The sequence below is a fragment of the Streptomyces sp. DSM 15324 genome, from assembly GCF_001514285.1.
Taxonomy (GTDB): Bacteria; Actinomycetota; Actinomycetes; order Streptomycetales; family Streptomycetaceae; genus Streptomyces.
Map to the genome: position 1 here is coordinate 358,185 of NZ_KQ949031.1, position 15,818 is coordinate 374,002.

The window sequence follows — 15,818 nt, forward strand, 5'->3', positions numbered from 1 at the left end:
TCAAGCCCCGCTGTTCAGTGCGGTGTTGACGACTCCGGACATACCGCGAGCATCCACCCCGGGCTCGCCGACCTCGGGCGGCGGATCGAGGCCCCCGCCCGCGTGAGCGAGACCCGCCGGGTCCGGCGGAGGCGGCCACCGTGACCTGATTCGCCCTGCGGAACACGTCTCATCGGGCGAGACATGCCGCTGAGTGGCCCGGCTCACATGGTCAAAGAAGTCACCCACCGCCACCATGGGTCCCGTCACCGTCAGGCTGAAGGGGTCCAGGATGTTCCGCAAGGTGCTGGTCGCCAACCGTGGTGAGATCGCGATCCGTGCGTTCCGCGCCGGCTATGAGCTGGGCGCGCGCACGGTCGCCGTCTTCCCGCACGAGGACCGCAACTCACTGCACCGGCTGAAGGCCGACGAAGCCTACGAGATCGGCGAACCCGGGCATCCGGTGCGCGCCTACCTCTCCGTGGAGGAGATCGTCGCCGCCGCCCGCCGGGCGGGCGCCGACGCCGTCTACCCGGGCTACGGGTTCCTCTCCGAGAACCCCGAGCTCGCGCGCGCGTGCGAGGAGGCCGGCATCACGTTCGTGGGCCCCGACGCGCGCACCCTCGAACTGACCGGCAACAAGGCGAGCGCGGTCGCGGCGGCCCGGGAGGCGGGCGTCCCCGTCCTCGGCTCCTCCGCCCCCTCCAACGACATCGACGAACTCGTCCGGGCCGCCGAGGAGATCGGGTTCCCCGTCTTCGTGAAGGCCGTCGCCGGCGGTGGCGGCCGCGGTATGCGCCGGGTCGAGGACCCCGCCGTGCTGCGCGAGTCCATCGAGGCCGCCTCCCGCGAGGCCGCCTCCGCCTTCGGCGACCCGACCGTCTTCCTGGAGAAGGCCGTCGTCGACCCCCGCCACATCGAGGTGCAGATCCTCGCCGACGGCGAGGGCAACGTCATGCACCTCTTCGAACGCGACTGCTCCGTCCAGCGCCGCCACCAGAAGGTCATCGAGCTGGCCCCCGCGCCCAACCTGGACCCGGAGCTGCGCGAGCGGATCTGCGCCGACGCCGTCCGCTTCGCCCGCCAGATCGGCTACCGCAACGCGGGCACCGTCGAGTTCCTCCTCGACCGCGACGGCAACCACGTCTTCATCGAGATGAACCCCCGCATCCAGGTCGAGCACACGGTCACCGAGGAGGTCACCGACGTCGACCTCGTCCAGGCACAGCTGCGCATCGCCTCCGGCGAGACCCTCGCCGACCTCGGCCTCTCCCAGGAGACGGTCACCCTGCGCGGCGCGGCCCTGCAGTGCCGTATCACCACCGAGGACCCCGCCAACGGCTTCCGCCCCGACACCGGCCGCATCAGCGCCTACCGCTCCCCGGGCGGCTCCGGCATCCGCCTCGACGGCGGAACCACCCACGCCGGTACGGAGATCAGCGCGCACTTCGACTCCATGCTGGTCAAGCTCACCTGCCGGGGCCGGGACCTGGAGGCCGCCATCCGGCGGGCCCGCCGGGCCGTCGCCGAGTTCCGCATCCGCGGTGTGGCCACCAACATCCCCTTCCTCCAGGCCGTCCTGGACGACGCCGACTTCCAGGCCGGGCGGGTCACCACCTCGTTCATCGAGCAGCGCCCGCACCTGCTGACCGCCCGCTCCTCCGCCGACCGCGGCACCAAGCTGCTCACCTACCTCGCCGACGTCACCGTCAACAAGCCGCACGGCGAGCGCCCCGAGCTGATCGAGCCCACCACCAAGCTGCCCCCGCTGCCCGCCGGGGAGCCGCCGGCCGGTTCCCGGCAGCGGCTGGTCCGGCTCGGCCCCGAGGGCTTCGCCCGCTGGCTGCGCGAGTCCCCGACGATCGGCGTCACCGACACCACCTTCCGCGACGCCCACCAGTCCCTGCTGGCCACCCGGGTGCGCACCAAGGACCTCCTCGCCTCCGCCCCGCTCGTCGCCCGCACCCTGCCGGACCTGCTCTCCCTGGAGTGCTGGGGCGGTGCCACCTACGACGTCGCCCTGCGCTTCCTTGCCGAGGACCCCTGGGAGCGGCTGGCCGCCCTGCGCGAGGCCGTCCCCAACATCTGCCTCCAGATGCTGCTGCGCGGCCGCAACACCGTCGGCTACACGCCGTACCCGACCGAGGTGACCGACGCCTTCGTGCAGGAGGCCGCCGCCACCGGCATCGACATCTTCCGCATCTTCGACGCCCTCAACGACGTCGGCCAGATGCGCCCCGCCATCGACGCCGTGCGCGAGACGGGCACCGCGGTCGCCGAGGTCGCCCTCTGCTACACCTCCGACCTGTCCGACCCGAACGAGCGCCTGTACACCCTCGACTACTACCTGCGGCTCGCCGAGCAGATCGTCGAGGCCGGCGCCCACGTCCTGGCCGTCAAGGACATGGCGGGCCTGCTGCGCGCCCCCGCCGCCACCAAGCTGGTCTCCGCCCTGCGCCGCGAGTTCGACCTGCCGGTCCACCTGCACACCCACGACACCGCCGGCGGCCAGCTCGCCACCTACCTCGCCGCGATCCAGGCCGGCGCGGACGCGGTGGACGGCGCGGTGGCCTCCATGGCCGGCACGACCTCCCAGCCCTCGTTGTCGGCGCTCGTCGCCGCCACCGACCACTCCGAGCGCCCCACCGGCCTCGACCTCCAGGCCGTCGGCGACCTCGAGCCGTACTGGGAGAGCGTCCGCCGGGTCTACGCCCCCTTCGAGGCGGGCCTCGCCTCCCCGACCGGGCGCGTCTACCACCACGAGATCCCCGGCGGCCAGCTGTCCAACCTGCGCACCCAGGCCGTCGCGCTCGGCCTCGGCGACCGCTTCGAGGACATCGAGGCGATGTACGCCGCCGCCGACCGCATCCTCGGCCACCTGGTCAAGGTCACCCCCTCCTCCAAGGTGGTCGGCGACCTCGCCCTGCACCTCGTCGGTGCCGGCGTCTCCCCGCAGGACTTCGAGGCGGCCCCCAACCGCTACGACATCCCCGACTCCGTCATCGGCTTCCTGCGCGGCGAGCTGGGCACCCCGCCCGGCGGCTGGCCCGAGCCCTTCCGCAGCAAGGCCCTGGAGGGCCGCGCCGACGCCAAGCCGGTCAACGACCTCACCGCCGAGGACCGCGACGGCCTCGAGAAGTCCCGCCGTGCCACCCTCAACCGGCTGCTGTTCCCCGCCCCCACCCGGGAGTTCGAGGCCCACCGCCAGGCGTTCGGCGACACCAGCGTGCTGGACAGCAAGGACTTCTTCTACGGGCTGCGCCCGGGCAAGGAGTACTCCGTCGACCTGGAGCCCGGCGTGCGGCTGCTGATCGAACTGCAGGCGGTCGGCGAGGCCGACGAGCGCGGCATGCGCACGGTGATGTCCAGCCTCAACGGCCAGCTCCGCCCCATCCAGGTCCGTGACCGGGCGGCGGCCTCCGACATCCCGGTGACCGAGAAGGCCGACCGCGCCAACACCGGCCATGTCGCCGCCCCGTTCGCGGGCGTGGTGACCCTCGCCGTCGCCGAGGGCGACGAGGTCGCGGCCGGTGCCACGGTCGCCACCATCGAGGCGATGAAGATGGAGGCGACCATCACCGCGCCCCGGGGCGGCCGCGTCACCCGGCTCGCCATCACCCGGATCCAGCAGGTGGAGGGCGGTGACCTGCTGGTCGTGGTGGACTGACCGGCCGGCCGCCGGCGGGGTCACTCACCGGCGGCCACGCACCGCTCCGCGCCCTCCCCCGGCTCCGGCCCGCCGGACGGGTCGATCCGCACCCTGTGCGGGCGGGCTACGGGAAGACGGGCACGGGCAGGAGCCCTCTCTCCCGGATCGACGTCACCGCGGGACGGGCCGTGCAGACCGGCACCACGGTCGGACGGGTCGGCTCCACCGGCCTGTCGACCGGCCCGTATCCGCGCCTCCAGGTGATCTGCGACGGCCACTCCACCGCCTCTCGGCCCTGGCTCTCCGCCGGCGGTCTGACCGGCGGCGCGCCACGGCACGAAAGGCGTTCGGCAGTGCCACGGTGCCGGGCGCCGGCTCGCGGGAGCGCAGGACGTCCGGGGCGGCGGGGTCCTGGAAGACGCCCGTCGGGGCGCTCGGACGTCAGCGCAGGACGGCCTCCCAGGTGTCCACCGCGTAGTGCACGCCCATCCCGTGGCGGGCGTACAGCTGCGGGGCGCCCGTGGCGTTGGAGGTGTCCACGCCGAGCCCCACGGTGTCCCGGCCCCGCGCGGCGAAGGCCGCGAAGGCGTGCCGCAGCAGCAGCCCGGCCAGCCCGCGCCCCCGGGCCTCGCGCAGCACCCCGAGGCTGCGGATCCAGCCCATCGCCTCACGGTCGTCGCGGGCCAGCAGGAACCCGGCGTCCCCGAACCCGTCCGCGGCGGCGATCCACACCAGCGACCAGTCGAGCCCCTCGGCGTCCACGTCGTGCAGCCACTGCTCGTAGCCGCGCCGCTGGAAGTCGAAGTGCTCGGCGAACGCGGCCTGGTACAGCTCGTGCACCCGCCGGCGGTCCGCCTCGGTGGCACACGGGCGCAGCCGCACCCCGGCGGGCGGCACCGGCGCCCGGTCCTCGGCCGCATCCAGCGCCCGGCGCAGCACGTGATAGCGCCGTACGACGGACCAGCCGCGTTGCGTCAGCAGCGAGGTGTCCAGCGTGGGCGCGATGTTGAGGTGCAGATGCACCACGGCGCGCCCGGCGCCGTTCTCCCGGGCCCGCTCCAGCGCCCGTGCCTCCATCGCCTCCAGGACGAGCCGCCCGGCGTCCTGGCGGTCGGGCAGGACGTAGTGGTCGACGTCGACGCGCTCGCCCCCCGACTCGTCCCACAACAGTCCGTACGCCACCAGCCGGTCGCCCGCGAAGGCGAGCCAGGAGTCGCGCTCCAGATCGGTCTCCGGGTGCTTCAGATCGGCCTCGACGGTGTGCAGGTCCGTCTCGGGCCGGCCGATCTCGATCAGGTCGACGGCGTTGAGCAGTTCGGTCACGGCGGGCGCGTCGGCGAGGGTGGCGGGGCGCAGGACATAGGACATGGGCCAAGGGTCGGCAGCGGCGGCCCCGGCCGCAACGCATTTCGTCCCGGCACCGAGTGCCGCCATGAGCCCTGTATGCGCCCCCATCCGCCTGGGCAGAATCCGTTCGGCCATTGATCACACGGGGGAGTGACACGTGTCTCCCCACGAACTACCCGGGAAGGCAGGTCGGTTGTCGTGCAGTTGCGTCTTCCCACCTCCATATCCGACGCTCAGCGCTGTCTGGCCGAGGGGGCGGTACCGATCGGCGGGGCCACACTGGTGTGGGCCGCCTGGCAACGGGACGGCTTCCCGGAACAGGCGCTGTCGCTGCGCCATGTGCCCGAGGCGAACGTCGTCGGCGCCGAGGAACTCGGCGGGGCCGTGCTGCTGCACCGCGTCGACACCACCGTGCCCGAGGTGCTGCACCGGGCGGCCTGCGGCATCGGCACCGGAGCGGTGCGCCGGACCGCCACCGTCGGCGGCAACATCGTCGGCAGCACCCTGCGCTGTCTGCTCCCCGCGGCGCTGGTCCTGGACGCCCGCGCCACGGTCCTGGAAGCCGACAGCGTGTACGACACCGACCTCACCGAGCTGGTGGCCAAGCGTCCGCTGCTGCTCGCCCTGCGCTGGCGCACCCCCCTGGTCAGCGGCTACCGCAAGGTGGAGGGCGACGCGGGCGGCCCGCCCCCGCTCGTCGTGGCCGCCGCGGTCCACACGGACGCCGACGGCGATGCCGGGGCGCCCGGTCTGCTGCGGGTGGCCGTACGCGACGGCTACGAGGTGCTCAGCGAGAGCACCCCCTTCGACCCGGACGCCGACCAGGTGCTGCACGCCCTGGAACGGACCGACCTCGCCGCCCTGCCCGCCCCGGCCCGGGCCCATCTGCGCGAGCAGGTCACGGACGTGCTGGCCCGCACGGGCGTCTGAGGCCTCCTCACGTCTCCAGCAGCGGCCGGTAGGCGTCCGCCGCCAGTCCGAACGTCCAGGCGACCCCCTCCCGCGCCGTCCGCGTCGACGGCGGCACCCGCAGCCAGTACGTGCGCCGGGTGCCGTCCGGCTCCGGCGTTGCGTTGACGACCTCCACCATCACCACGGGCTCGTCGTCCGCGAGGTCGATCCGCCACAGGATGCCCGTCCCGTCCCGGTGGACGGGGCGGGCACCGGAGTCCGCCAGATACCGGTCGTAGCCGTAGTACTCCAGCATCACGCGGCGCAGTTCGGCGTTCTCCTCGGCGCGGATCCGGTCCGGGGTCAGCGACGGCAGCTCCGCCAGGAACGCGGCCGGCACCGGCATGCCCCGACAGGCGTACAGGGCGAACCCATCGGGATAGGCGAGCGCCGGGCCGTCGCCGTGGTCGAGGCGGCCCGCCTCGTCGCGGTGCAGGGCCACCGGCCGCTCCGACACCACCGCCACCCGCGCGAACGGCCACCACCAGCCCGCGTTGCGGGACACCGTGGCCAGTCCGTCGAGCGGGCCGCCGTCGGTGGCGAACGCGGCGAGCCACGGCGCGTCGTGCTGCCCCAGCACCGCGTCCAGCAGGATCAGCCGTATGCGCGCGGCCTCCTCGCCCCTCTCCCCGCCGGCCAGTTCCTCCAGGAGCCCGGTCCGGATCCGGTCCACCAGCGCCTGGGTGGAGTCCCACAGCCGGCCACCGGTGGCCGCCCAGTGGGCCGGCCAGCCCGACGTGCCCAACTCCGCGTGCAGCAGCTGCCGCTCCTGCGCCCAGGGCGCGCTGCGCACGGTCTCGCGCACGCTCGGACCCGTGTCCGTCATCGCCCGGATCAGGGTCACCGCCGCACGCGGCGAACCTGCCCACACCACCCGCTCCGGTGCGGCCAGCCCGGCCTGCCGGTAGGCCCGGCGCACCCCGGCCTCGGCCGCCGCCCGGTCGGCGGGACCGGTCGCCGTGGCGCACGCCCGCCACCCGGCGAGAGCCTCGTCCGAGGCCACCGCCCCCACCTGCACACCCGTCGTCGTCATCGGACTGTCCCCCACTCCCTGCTCCACCTGCTCGACCTGCTTCACCGGTTCAACCCTGTTCAGCCCTGCCCACGCCTGTTCGGCCCTGCTCGACCCGGGCGGCGCCCGGCCCGGGTCAGTCCGCGACGATCCGCACGGACCCCGGCACGTACTCCCGCTGCCGGATCACCCGGTACCAGCCCCTGGGCAGCGGGATCACCGCGTGCTCCTCGTGCACCACCCGGCCGCCCTGCGGCAGATGCAGCAGCCGCGGCCCGAACGGCCCCGGCTCGCGCACCAGATCACCCGGCCCCACCACGGCGTGGGCATGCCCGGTGACCTCGCCCAGCGCCAGCACCAGCCGCCCCCGCCCGTCCCGTGCCTCCCGCGGCGCCAGAGCGACATGCGGCGGCACCGCCTCCGCGTCCACGGGCACGATCAGCACGTCTCCCTGCCGGTACATGGCTCTCCCCTCACCGCCGGGTGCACCGCGCACCGGCCTCATGACCACGACCGTACGGGCCACCACTGACAACGCCCCGGACCCGCCCGTCGACCCCCACCCCGCAACCCCGCCCCCGCCGAGGGCCGTTGTCAGTGCCTGTTGGTACAACTGCGGGCATCAGGGATCGCACACCTTTTCCGCACGGGAGCAGCCGTATGTCCTACGCCACCCATCTCGTCTCGCTGTACGGGCTGCCCGCCTACTCCTTCCCGGGCCCCGAGGCCCGCACCGACGACCTGCCGGACGCCGAGGGCGTCGCCTGGCGGATCACCTCCGACGTCTACGACGCCGGCGAGCCGTGGACGGACGCCTTCGCCCGCTTCTGCGCCGCCGTCGACACCACCCGCGTACGAGCCCTGATCGTCGGCCCCTGGCAGGAGGCGTACGACACCGAGCCCACCGCCGTCATCGACGCCCTGGTCGGCGCCGGGGACCGCTTCCCCGCGCTGCGCGCCCTGTTCGTGGGGGACATGGAGTCCGAGGAGTGCGAGATCTCCTGGATCAACCAGACCGACGTCACCCCGTTGCTCAAGGCCTACCCCGCGCTGGAGGAGCTGGGGGTGCGCGGCGGCTCCGGGCTGGAGTTCCCCGCGGTGAGCCACGGCGCGTTGCGCCGGCTCGTCATCGAGGCGGGCGGCCTGGGCGCCGAGGTGGTGCGCGGGGTCGGCGGCAGCGACCTGCCCGCCCTGGAGCACCTCGATCTGTGGCTCGGCACCCCGGACTACGGCGGCGACAGCGAGGTCGCCGACCTGGAGCCCCTCCTGTCGGGCGCGCGGCTGCCGCACCTGCGTCACCTGGCCCTGCGCAACAGCGAGATGCAGGACGCCGTCGCCGCGGCCGTCGCCTCCGCGCCGGTCGTCGCCCGCCTGGAGGTGCTGGACCTCTCCATGGGCATCCTGACCGACGAGGGCGCCGCCGCGCTGCTCGGCGGGCAGCCGCTCACCCACCTCAAGAAGCTCGACCTGCACCACCACTACCTCACCGAGCCGCTCCAGGACCGCCTGCGCCAGACCCTGGCGGGCGTCGAACTGGACCTCGACCGCGACGACGCCGACGAGGACACCGAGGCCGACGGCACGGTCTGGCGCTACGTCGCCGTGGGCGAGTGAGCACACCCGAGTGAGCGCATCCGCCCCGCCCGCACCGCGTTTCGCGGTCGTCGGCAACCCCGAGAACCGCCGCGTCGCCCTCTTCCGCGACGCGGTCCTCGCGGCCGGACTGCCCGCCCCGCGGATCGTCCCCTGGACGGACGTCCTGCGCGACGGCGGAGCCGACTTCACCGCCGACGAGACCGTCCGCGTCGACTCCCCCGGGGAGAACACCGAGGTCGACCGGACCCTGCGGGGCGCCGGGGACCCCACCCGGGTCGAGGGCTCGGCCCGTTGGTACGCCCGGTTCACCGCAGCGGTGCGCGGGCTGCGCGGTGGCCGCCGCCTCGACGACCCGGACGACCTCGCCGTCCTGTTCGACAAACGCCGCTGCCACGCCGTCCTCGACGCCGCCGGGGTCCCCGTACCCGCCTCGCCGACCTCCGGCCCCGGCGCCGCCGAGGTGCGCGGCTGGGACGACGTACGGGCGCTGATGGACGCGCACCGGATGCACCGGCTGTTCGTGAAACCCGCGCACGGATCGTCCGCGTCGGGCGTCCTCGCCGTGGAGGCGGCCGGCGGCGGCCGGATCAGGGCCACCACCTCGGTGGAGCTGGCCCCGGACGGCAGCCTGCACAACTCCCTCAAGGTGCGCCGCTACGAGAGCGAGCGGGACATCGCGGCCGTCGTCGACGCCCTCGCCCCGGACGGCCTGCACCTCGAACGCTGGCTGCCGAAGGCCTCCCAGGAGGGCCGCGCCGCCGATCTGCGGGTCGTCGTCGTGGCCGGCCGGGCCACCCACGCGGTGGTCCGCACCAGCCGTTCCCCCCTGACCAATCTCCACCTCGGCGGCAGCCGGGGCGACCTCGAGGCCGTCCGCCGCTCCTTCGAGGCGGCCGGCACCCGCTGGGCCGACGTCCTCGGGGTGTGCGAGCGGGCCGCGGCCTGCTTCCCGCGCACCCTCTGCGTCGGCGTCGACCTGCTCCCGGCCGTCGGCTGGCGCAGGGCCGCCGTCGGTGAGGTCAACGCCTTCGGCGACCTGCTGCCCCGGCTGACCGGCCTGCCCGGCAGCGGCGCCGAGCACCTGGACACCTACGGCGCCCAGGTGGCCGCCGTACTGCACGACCGGCACGACCGGCACGACCGGCACGACCGGCGCGACAGAGGAACCCCTCATGCCTGAACCCGATCTCCCCGTTCTCCCCGATCTCCCCGGTCTGCCCGGTCAGCCCGACATGAAGGACGTCGTCGGCAGCCACGACATCCTCCTGGTCACCCTCGACACCCTGCGCCACGACGTGGCCGTGGAACTGGCGGCAGCCGGCCGCATCCCGCATCTCGCCCGGCACCTCCCCGGCGGACGCTGGGAGGAGCGGCACGCCCCGGGCAGCTTCACCTACGCCTCCCACCAGGCGATCTTCGCGGGGTTCCTGCCGACCCCGGCAGCCCCCGGCCCGCACCCGCGGCTGTTCGCGGCGAGCTTCGCGGGCAGCGAGACCACCGCCGACGGCACCTTCGTGTACGACACCCCGGACCTGGTCTCCGGCCTGGCGAAGGCCGGTTACCACACCGTGTGCATCGGCGGAGTGGGCTTCTTCAACAAGCAGGGCCCGCTCGGCTCGGTGCTGCCCGGACTCTTCCACGAGTCCCACTGGGCACCGGAGTTCGGGGTCACCTCACCGCACTCCTTCGAGAACCAGGTCGCCTGCGCGGAACGCGTCGTCGCTCGACTCCCGTCGGAACAGAGGCTGTTCCTCTTCGTCAACGTCTCCGCCCTGCACCAGCCGAACTGGTTCCACCTCCCCGGTGCCACCCGCGAGGCCGGCGACACCCGCGAGACCCATGCCGCCGCCCTGGAGTACGTCGACCGGCACATCGGCCGGCTCCTCACCGCCGCGAGCAGCCGGCGCCCCTGCTTCGTGATCGTCTGCTCGGACCACGGCACCGCCTACGGCGACGACGGCTACAGCGGCCACCGCCTCGGTCACCCGTCGGTGTGGACCGTGCCGTACGCCCACTTCTTCCTGGACCCGGCGGAGGCCGCCCGATGACCACCGCGACCGCGGCAACCCCCTACCAGCACTACGTCTACGCCTACCCCCACAAGACGGCCTACCGCACGCTCACGGACCGGCCCGCGCTGCGGAGCCTGTGGGCGGCGGAGCCCAAGGACGCCCTCTCGCTCTACCTGCACATACCGTTCTGCGAGGTCCGCTGCGGCTTCTGCAACCTCTTCACCCGCATCGGCGCCCCCGACGGCCTCACCGGCGCCTACCTCGACGCCCTGGACCGCCAGGCCACCGCCGTCCGCGAGGCCCTCGGCGACACCGACGTCGTCCGCTTCGCCACGGCCGCGTTCGGCGGCGGCACCCCCACCTTCCTCACCGCCGCCGAGCTGGAGCGGCTCTGCGACATCGCCGAGCACCGGATGGGCGCCGACCTGCGCGCGGTCCCGCTGTCCGTGGAGGCCTCGCCCGCGACCGCCACCGCCGACCGGCTCGCCGTCCTCGCCGAGCGCGGCGCCACCCGGCTCAGCCTGGGCGTCCAGAGCTTCGTCGAGACCGAGGCCCGGGCCGCCGTGCGCCCGCAGCGCCGCGCCGACGTCGAGAGCGCCCTCGCCCGCATCCGCGACGCGGGCATCCCGGTCCTCAACATCGACCTGATCTACGGCATCGACGGCCAGACCGAGCGGAGCTGGCTGCACTCCCTGGACGCCGCCCTCGCCTGGCGCCCCGAGGAGCTGTACCTCTACCCGCTCTACGTCCGCCCCCTCACCGGCCTCGACCGGCGCGCCGCGACCGGCCACGACCCGGCCTGGGACGAGCAGCGGCTCACCCTGTACCGGACCGGCCGGGACCACCTCCTCGCGCACGGCTACACCCAGCAGTCCATGCGGATGTTCCGCCGCGCCGACGCCCCGCCCCAGGGCGCCGACGACTACGCCTGCCAGACCGACGGCATGATCGGACTGGGCTGCGGAGCCCGCTCCTACACCGCAGCACTGCACTACTCCTTCGACTACGCGGTCGGCATGCACGAGATCCGCGGCATCATCGACGACTACGTCACCACCACCGACTTCACGCACGCCGAGGTCGGCCACCCCATGACCCCCGACGAGTCCCGTCGCCGGCACCTGCTGCAGTCCCTCCTCCAGGCCGAGGGACTCGAAGTCGCCGACTACCGTGCCCGCTTCGGCGGCACCCCCACCGAGGACTTCGGCCCGGAACTCGCCGGATTCGCCGCCCGCGGCTGGCTGACGGAGGACTCGCGGCTCGTCCGGCTCACCGCCGAGGGCCTCGCCCACTCCGACGCCATCGGTCCCGCGCTGTTCTCCCCGGCCGTGCGTGCCGCCATGGCCGCCTACGAGCGGAAGTGACCGGCCGCCGTGGACCTGACTCTCCTCTACCGGGGCCCGCTCGCCTCCTGCGACTACGACTGCCCCTACTGCCCGTTCGCCAAGCGCCGTGACTCCAGCGCCCAACTGCGGGCCGACCGCGCAGCGCTGGAGCGGTTCGCGGCCTGGGCCACGGACCGGACGGACGACCGGCTCTCCCTCCTCTTCACTCCCTGGGGCGAGGGCCTGGTCCGCTCCTGGTACCGGCGCACCCTGACCGAGCTGTCCCACCTGCCCCACATCCGCCGCGTCGCCATCCAGACCAACCTGAGCTGCCGCACCGACTGGCTCGCCGACGCCGACCCCGGGACGCTGGCCCTGTGGTGCACGTACCACCCGGGCCAGACCCCCTACGACCGCTTCCTCGCCAAGTGCCGCGACCTCGCCGAGAGGGGCATCCGCTTCAGCGTCGGAGTCGTCGGCCTGCCCGGGCACCTCGCCGCGGCCCGCCGGCTCCGTGCCGACCTGCCCGAGCACGTCTACCTGTGGATCAACGCGGCCGAGGGCCACACCTACACCGACCCCGAGGCCGAGGAGTGGACCGCCCTCGATCCCCTCTTCCCGTACAGCCGCCACCCCCACGCCAGCGCCGGACTGCCCTGCCGCACCGGCGAGTCGGTGATCTCGGTCGACGGCGAGGGCACGGTCCGCCGCTGCCACTTCGTCCCCGCCGAACTCGGCAACCTCTACGACGGCACCTACCGCGCCGCCCTGCGCCCCCGCGCCTGCCCGCTCGCCGTCTGCGACTGCCACATCGGCTACGTGCACCTGGAGACCCTGCCGCTGTACGACGTGTTCGCGGGCGGCGTCCTGGAACGCATCCCGGCGACCGAGCGGCTCGGCGCGGTCGTACTTCCGTCATGACGACCCCTCGGCATCCAGGTGTGCCGCCCGCCCGGCCCCTTCGGGTGCACACCCGGTGGTCGCGCCTGGAGTTCGACGGGCACACCGTCTCCCTGACGCGGCGTACCCGGCCCCTCCCCTGGGGCCGCACTGCGCGGATACCGCTGGAGCAGGTACTGATCCTGGAGATCCCGCACCGGCGCAAGAACCGGGACGCCATGCCGCGCGAGCTCTTCACGCTCGTCATCCACCTGGACGAAGGCGGCCGACCGCGCACGATACCCCTCACCGTGGGGAGGACGAGCCGCGCGCTGCGCCGCTGCCGTTGGTTCGCCAACTGCGTGAACGAGGCGCTCACCGAACAGGCGCGGCTCGTCCTGGCCACCCGCGACCCCTGCGCGCCGGAGCTCCCCGCCACCGGGGACGACCGGTACACCGCATATCTCCGGCGGGCGCTGGACGACTCCCCGACCGCGGCGCACAGCGACTGGGCGGCGACGACCTTTCCCCGCCCGGGGGACGTGCTGCTCCGGGAACTGCTCGCGGCCGGCCTGCTGGCCGAGTGGTGGCGGTCCCTGCGCACGCCGCCCACGCCGCTCGCATGGGCGCCGCGCGCCGATGTCCTGCTGCGCTGGAGCCGCACGGCGTACTACGACCACTTCCGGCCGAGCGCCCGGTGGGACCTGCACTTCGACCGGGCGGACTGGGGCCCGGTCCTGGGCGGAGTGCGGCACCGGCTGCTCAAGGCCGCGGTCCGGCACGCCTACGACCACCCCGACCGGCCGATCGAGGACCGGCCGTGGGTACTGCGCCGGCTGTGGAGAGCGGCGGGCTTCGACGAGTACCTCGTCGCACGGCACGCTCAGGGCCGGCTGGCGTTGAGCGAGTACGGAGGACGCCCGTGAGTGTCCCGACGCGGACCGCCCGCCGACGCGCAGGGGGCGCGTGGGCGGGCGGCTTCCGGGCGAGCTGGTCCGGAGCGTGGTGTTACGGCGTCACGTCCGTGACCCTCCAGCGCTGGTTGGAGCCGGAGTTGGGCTGCCAGGTGGTCACGGCGGCCCCCTCGTTGGTGGCCTGACCGCCGACCTCGAGGACACGGGAGGTGGCCACGTTGATCAGCGTCCACGTCCCGTCACCGGTGGTCGACATGATCCACTCAGTCGCCGGATCGCGCTCACCGGTGTCCGGCTCGACGACCGGCACGTTGTTGCGCACGGCGAGCCGCTTGCCCTCGGCCGGGTTGGCGAAGACGTACCGCTGGCGGTTGCCGGCCTTGCCGTAGCGCGCGTCGAGCTGCCACTTCTGCGCGACCGTGCCGTTGGCCGCGCCGATGACCAGCTTGGTGCCGCCCGCGCCGACGGTGATCGCCTTGCCGCTCTGCACACCGGTCAGCGTGTAGGAGTGGCCCTGGCTGAAGAGCGCCGCGTTCTTCGCGACACCCGAGACGCCCTTGACCGAGAAGGAGGTCACGGACTGGGCGGGCACGGTGTAGGTGGCGTGGCCGCCGACGACCTTCACCGGGGCCTGCCGCACGAGCTTGCCGTCGGCGCTGGTCACGGTCGGGGTGACGGTCGCGTTGCTCCTGACCTTGCGGAACTTCGACAGGTCGATGGTGACCGTGCGGGCCGCGGTGGTGCTGTTGACGTGGACCAGCGAGACGCCCTTGCCGTCCTTCGTCACCGCCGCGGCGCTGGAGGTGTCGTCCACCTTGATCAGCCTGTCGCCGGGCTTGATGAAGTGCGTGAAGTTACGGGCCGTGTCGAACTTGGTGTTCGTGTAGATCGGGCACGACTGGAGCGTGTCCTTGCCGGTGCAGCTGAACGGGAGCTGGATGGAGCCCCAGTTGCCGCCCTTGGCGGACTCGCCGCCCGGCTTCATGTTGTCGTAGTCCTCGACCGGCTGCCAGAACACCCAGGCCTTGGGCTCCAGTTCACGCAGGTCGTTGACGATCTGCTGGGCGAGGCCGAGACCCGGCCGCATGTCGGTGAAGCTCTGCCCGTCGCCCCAGTCGCCCTCGACCTCGCTCATCCACAGCGGCTTGTCGGCGGCCTTGGCGAGATCGCGCACGGCGGTGCGCTGCCCGGTGCCGTAGGTGTGGACGTTCATCTGCCCGACGGCGTCCTTGGACGCCTGCGAGTAGGAGTTCCAGTTCGTCGCGAAGATGCTCGGGTTGGTCTCGTCCATCGCCGAGATGTCGGCCCCGACCCTGGCCTTCTTCAGCGCGGCCGGGAGCGCGGCGAGCACCTTCTGCTGGAGCTCGGGTCCGATGTGGGCGCCCTCCTGCCGGCCGCCGACGGGCTGGCCGTCGGCGCCCAGACGGGTGCTCCAGTAGCCGGTGTTGGGCTCGTTGAACGGGTCGATCGTGTCGACCTTGATGCCCTCGGACCTCTCCAGGAGCTTGGTCGCCCCGGCGAGGTAGGCGGCGAAGTCACCGACCGAGTCGGCCTTGAGCTGGTCGGTGTTGGCGTTGAACCCGCCGGAGACATAGCCGCTGACGGTCATGAACCACGGCGGGGAGTTGCTGAAGGTCTCCCAGTGGTCGATGTCGTTCTTGATGCGGTCCACCCACCAGCGCTGGGTGGCGTCGGCGTCCTTGTTCCAGTCCGCCTTGTCGTCCGCGCTCCACCAGTCGGTGTCCGTCCGGGTGGTGCCCGCGGGCGCCTTCCACCAGCCCTCGACCGCGCCGCCCGCGCGCAGGTAGTCCTTGACGTCCGGCGCGTTGCCGCCGCCGATGTTGTAGCGGGCGATGTTCAGCGCGAGCCCGTCGTCGCCGAAGAGCAGCTTCGCGAGCTTCTCGCGGATCGCGGGCGGGTAGGCGCCGGTCGCGTTGGCGAACCAGACCAGGCTGGTGCCCCAGCCCTCGAACTTGTCCTGCTTGTACGACGGATCCGGCGTCACGGTGACGGCGGCGTCCGCCTGCGCCTGAGCGGGGACGCTCAGCAGGGCGGCCCCGGTGGCCAGGGCGGTCAGCGCTGCGGCCCCGAGGGACCGTCTGGTACGGCGTGCCATCAATGCTCCCAACTGCGGTGCGGTCGCTGTGGTGGGCC

At 73.4% G+C, this 15,818-nt stretch carries 12 protein-coding genes; 8 read left to right on the forward strand and 4 right to left on the reverse strand.

Annotated elements, in window-relative coordinates:
* Nucleotides 1-271 precede the first annotated feature (271 nt).
* Nucleotides 272-3,646, forward strand: coding sequence for a pyruvate carboxylase (locus AQJ58_RS27700; RefSeq protein WP_067254984.1), 3,375 nt, complete (start codon nucleotides 272-274; stop codon nucleotides 3,644-3,646).
* 423 nt (nucleotides 3,647-4,069) lie between these two features.
* Here AQJ58_RS27700 and AQJ58_RS27705 read toward each other — a convergent pair whose 3' ends face one another.
* Nucleotides 4,070-4,996 (reverse strand): GNAT family N-acetyltransferase, encoded by a 927-nt coding sequence (locus AQJ58_RS27705; protein ID WP_067254986.1) that lies wholly within the window; start codon nucleotides 4,994-4,996, stop codon nucleotides 4,070-4,072.
* 177 nt (nucleotides 4,997-5,173) lie between these two features.
* Between AQJ58_RS27705 and AQJ58_RS27710 the strand changes: the two genes are divergently transcribed.
* Nucleotides 5,174-5,905: an FAD binding domain-containing protein gene (locus AQJ58_RS27710; protein ID WP_067254989.1), complete on the forward strand. Its 732-nt coding sequence runs from the start codon at nucleotides 5,174-5,176 to the stop codon at nucleotides 5,903-5,905.
* Between the two features lie 7 nt (nucleotides 5,906-5,912).
* On the opposite strand, the gene AQJ58_RS27715 is transcribed toward AQJ58_RS27710, so the two are convergent.
* Together AQJ58_RS27715 and AQJ58_RS27720 are read right to left on the reverse strand one after the other, a co-directional pair.
* The gene (locus AQJ58_RS27715) at nucleotides 5,913-6,959 is read right to left on the reverse strand and encodes a DUF6745 domain-containing protein (protein WP_067255187.1); all 1,047 of its coding nucleotides are present in this window, start codon (nucleotides 6,957-6,959) and stop codon (nucleotides 5,913-5,915) included.
* A gap of 115 nt (nucleotides 6,960-7,074) precedes the next feature.
* Nucleotides 7,075-7,401: a hypothetical protein gene (locus AQJ58_RS27720; protein WP_067254991.1), complete on the reverse strand. Its 327-nt coding sequence runs from the start codon at nucleotides 7,399-7,401 to the stop codon at nucleotides 7,075-7,077.
* 197 nt (nucleotides 7,402-7,598) lie between these two features.
* Between AQJ58_RS27720 and AQJ58_RS27725 the strand changes: the two genes are divergently transcribed.
* The 6 genes from AQJ58_RS27725 to AQJ58_RS27750 are packed head-to-tail and all read left to right on the forward strand — an operon-like array spanning nucleotide 7,599 to nucleotide 13,676.
* Complete coding sequence (locus AQJ58_RS27725; RefSeq protein WP_067254994.1) at nucleotides 7,599-8,552, forward strand: STM4015 family protein; 954 nt, start codon at nucleotides 7,599-7,601, stop codon at nucleotides 8,550-8,552.
* Nucleotides 8,553-8,562: 10 nt separating this feature from the next.
* Nucleotides 8,563-9,714, forward strand: a complete 1,152-nt coding sequence (locus AQJ58_RS27730; RefSeq protein ID WP_067254996.1) for an STM4014 family protein — start codon at nucleotides 8,563-8,565, stop codon at nucleotides 9,712-9,714.
* A gap of 52 nt (nucleotides 9,715-9,766) precedes the next feature.
* Nucleotides 9,767-10,582: an STM4013/SEN3800 family hydrolase gene (locus tag AQJ58_RS27735; RefSeq protein WP_199844698.1), complete on the forward strand. Its 816-nt coding sequence runs from the start codon at nucleotides 9,767-9,769 to the stop codon at nucleotides 10,580-10,582.
* Nucleotides 10,579-11,910: an STM4012 family radical SAM protein gene (locus AQJ58_RS27740; RefSeq protein ID WP_067254999.1), complete on the forward strand. Its 1,332-nt coding sequence runs from the start codon at nucleotides 10,579-10,581 to the stop codon at nucleotides 11,908-11,910. Before AQJ58_RS27735 ends, AQJ58_RS27740 begins: the two co-directional genes overlap by 4 nt.
* Nucleotides 11,911-11,919: 9 nt before the next feature.
* Nucleotides 11,920-12,792: an STM4011 family radical SAM protein gene (locus AQJ58_RS27745; RefSeq protein WP_067255001.1), complete on the forward strand. Its 873-nt coding sequence runs from the start codon at nucleotides 11,920-11,922 to the stop codon at nucleotides 12,790-12,792.
* A complete protein-coding gene (locus tag AQJ58_RS27750; RefSeq protein WP_159056347.1) occupies nucleotides 12,789-13,676 on the forward strand; it encodes a hypothetical protein in 888 nt (295 codons plus the stop codon). The genes AQJ58_RS27745 and AQJ58_RS27750 overlap by 4 nt, the downstream gene beginning before the upstream one ends.
* Nucleotides 13,677-13,758: 82 nt before the next feature.
* Here AQJ58_RS27750 and AQJ58_RS27755 read toward each other — a convergent pair whose 3' ends face one another.
* Entirely contained in the window at nucleotides 13,759-15,780 is a 2,022-nt protein-coding gene (locus tag AQJ58_RS27755; RefSeq protein WP_067255005.1) for an RICIN domain-containing protein, read from the reverse strand.
* Between the last annotated feature and the right edge of the window lie 38 nt (nucleotides 15,781-15,818).